The organism is Croceifilum oryzae (assembly GCF_030814315.1).
Taxonomy (GTDB): domain Bacteria; phylum Bacillota; class Bacilli; order Thermoactinomycetales; family Thermoactinomycetaceae; genus Baia; species Baia oryzae.
This window is the reverse complement of sequence record NZ_JAUSUV010000028.1, coordinates 1-3,098: the sequence shown is the minus strand read 5'-3', so window position 1 is coordinate 3,098 and position 3,098 is coordinate 1. Positions and strand designations below refer to the sequence as shown.

At 40.7% G+C, this 3,098-nt stretch carries 3 protein-coding genes; all 3 read right to left on the bottom strand.

From position 1 onward, the window contains the following. Positions 1 to 1,688: RHS repeat domain-containing protein (locus J2Z48_RS15625; protein WP_307255006.1), on the bottom strand; the 1,688-nt coding region annotated here is incomplete at its 3' end. A 141-nt stretch (positions 1,689 to 1,829) separates the two neighbouring features. After that, positions 1,830 to 2,315, bottom strand: a complete 486-nt coding sequence (locus J2Z48_RS15620) for a YxiF family protein (protein ID WP_307255004.1) — start codon at positions 2,313 to 2,315, stop codon at positions 1,830 to 1,832. Between the two features lie 69 nt (positions 2,316 to 2,384). After that, positions 2,385 to 3,098 (bottom strand): polymorphic toxin-type HINT domain-containing protein (locus J2Z48_RS15615; RefSeq protein WP_307255002.1); only part of this gene is annotated, 714 nt, incomplete at its 5' end.

Below are 3,098 nucleotides of genomic sequence, written 5' to 3'. Positions count from 1 at the left end.
AAGACTTCAGTTGTTTGATCCCATAGCTTTCTATTCATAGATTTCACTTTGGGTGGATGTTGCGTCCGTTGTTTAGTAGGATTTTTGCTTTTCTTGATTTTATTACCATACTCATCTTTTGTCTTGTTCCATGATTTCCTTTTCTTATTCCACTTGTAAGTACCATCTACACCTGGTGCACTATATCCAACAGCACGCATCGTTCCTAAGGTAGGGCTGATGATGATATATTCTCCATCCATCCCTCTTTCCACGTGACCATCGTCATCGTAGGCAGAAACCGGATTCCCATTGGTGTAGCGATACATATTGTAATTCGCTGCATCCATGAGAAGTCCCTTGTACTTCTCTGCATCGTTATACGAGTCAGGTGTTAAGAAACGACCCACTCCTGGGAAGTAGTTACGGAAGCCAAGATCGTAAGATTGAGTATTCGGATCCCACGGTTTATTGGTATATCGATATGGATTGTATATTTCCTTTTTCGGATCCTTTGGATCAGGCTTGTCTACTCCTGAGAAGAGAGCTTCGTCGTTTTCGCCGTAGGGGCTATAACCATACGTAGCGCGAACTTCCCCTTGTTCGTCAAGAAGCATTTCTACATCAACATCGGTGTTGTTGAGATAGTAGGATGTCTCACTACCTTGTGCCATCTTCTTAGTCATCGAAAGTCGTTCGCCCCATGCAGAGTAGGTGTACGAACGGTTGATGATGCCATCTACTTCTTCCGAGATAACTTGTCCGCCAGTTCCGAGGTAGTTGTATTTGATTTTCTTAGCAGAAGATGTGCCGGCGCTCTCCGTTTTGGCAATGGTACGATCCTGTGCATCGTATTCGTACTGCGTCTTCTGGCTGAGTTTCTGATGCTCTTTAATGTTATCAAAGACGTCGTATTTATACTCTTCTTGAGTAACATCGTCAGCCTTGATTTGAGAGACACGCCCGATTGAATCGTATTCGTATTTCTTGGTCTTACCAGACGTGGTTTCTGAGATGAGACGGTCTTTATCGTATTGATAGTTGGTCGCTACACCGTCTTTAGTCTTGGAAACGATGTTGCTGTTCGCATCAAGTACATACTGTTCCTTGGAAGAAGAGGTGCCTGTCTTGTTGTATTCTACCAAGCGATCTCGTGGATCATATTGATAGCTATAGATATAGTTAAATGCTTTCTTATCTGCATCGATTCCTGTGTAGGTATCCTTGGTACGGTGCCCATTGGCATTGTACTCTAAGGCATGTTTTTGAATGGTGGTACCGTCTTTCTTCTTGGTCTCCATCTCTTTGAGTAGCGCATCGAGGTAATAAGTATAACTCGTAGTCATCTCGTTCGGCTTGGTCACTTTAGAAAGCTGACCATTTGGCGTACGCTCATACTTCGTCCATTGATACTCTTTGGTACCTGTCTCTCTGTTCGCGAGTTGTTCTACTTGGTTCATCGTATCGTAGTAGAACATCGAACGAGTGAGCGGGTCTTCTTGTGAGTCAATGTTTCCATTTCGGTCGTATTCGAACTCTCGCTTATTCTTGACGACGCCTTTCGAGATATCTTCCACTTTAGCTACTTGGTTCATGGACGTATAGGACATGCGATACGTATCCAGCTTGGCTCCTGTGCTCTGGTCCTTGGTCTCAACTAAGTTACCATTGGCATCATACCCATACTCTAAGCGCTTATAATCAAACACTTGTGAGTCGGATGTACGTAGTCCTGCATCGTACGTCGCAGAACATCTGTTTTGGAATGATATTGAATTGAATCGACTAGTGATATTATAAGCTTAGAATGATTGTCAATAGACTCCTCAACCGAAGATATTACCGCCAGTTCAAAGATTCCAACTGGTAAATAAATATGAGTATTCCTCCACCTCGACACAAAATCCATATTCTAAATTCTCGTCAACTACTATGATATCTGCTTGTAAATCTCCTTTACATATTTTATCAATAGATAATTTAATTAACTGTAAGGCCTCGTCCAACGTAACACGGCAACCTAAAGCTAACTCAATTATATTAAAAACATTCAAATTATAAAATATGATGCTATTTAACAACTTATCCCTATTATTTCTCTCTATCTTATTAATCATCTTTATAATATCTTCTATCTGATCAAACTCTTTATTATCTAAAGAAAATATTTTCTGATATGAAGCTGACTTAATTTCATTTGATAACTCCATTTCAACAAAAGAACTAGAATCTAAATCTACATTTATGCGCTCCTTGTATCTCCTAATAACAGATTGCTTCTCTGAGTTGATTTTTTGTTTTAAAACTAGTTCTTTGATTTTCTCTTTTCTCTCCATATATGGCCCCTCCCTGATTATGAGCTATGATCGTATAACGGATCATAGCTCATACAAATCATCTAGCTACTATTCTCTAAATCCTCTTTTATTCTCTGGGTAATGTCCTTGTATTCCTGAGCCCTCTATTTTCCCCAGATTATAATATCTTGTTCCATCTGTAAATAACCCCACGTTAGGATCTTTTGGTACCCCTACATGAAAATGAAGACCTCTACCAAACTTATCATTACGATGCTCAATGATATGCCTATCAGTCCCTTCAAACTGATAAACTCTTGCTCGTTCCCCACCGCCATAGACATTAATCCATCCTTGTTTAATGGGGCTAGAAGAAGTAGGAATCCCTGCATCGTTTTTAGCTTGATTAAACATTTGCTTTCTAGTCACTTGATCAGTTAAATCACACATATTATGTACCCAGATACCTGTATCCGACACATAATACGTATGATAATCCTCTACCTCGAAGTTATAGACAGTGGTCTTCTCGTTTTTAATAGAGATCTTCTCGACAGGTAATGCTTTTCCGTTCTCGTCTTCAAGTAGGTCGCCTTCTTGGAGGCCCTTGGCAGGAACCCAACCTTTGCCCTTCACCCAGAAAGGATGTTCGGCAGTGGTTTCGATTTTCTCTTTCCCGACATGAACAGTGTAGATCTTGTCTACTTCGCGTTTGAACAGGCGGGTTACTTTCTTGTACTCCCTTTTCCCTGTCTTCTCATCTTTGGATAAGACCTTGTCTCCGACTTGGATGTCCTCAATTGGTTTCTCACCATCTGCGGC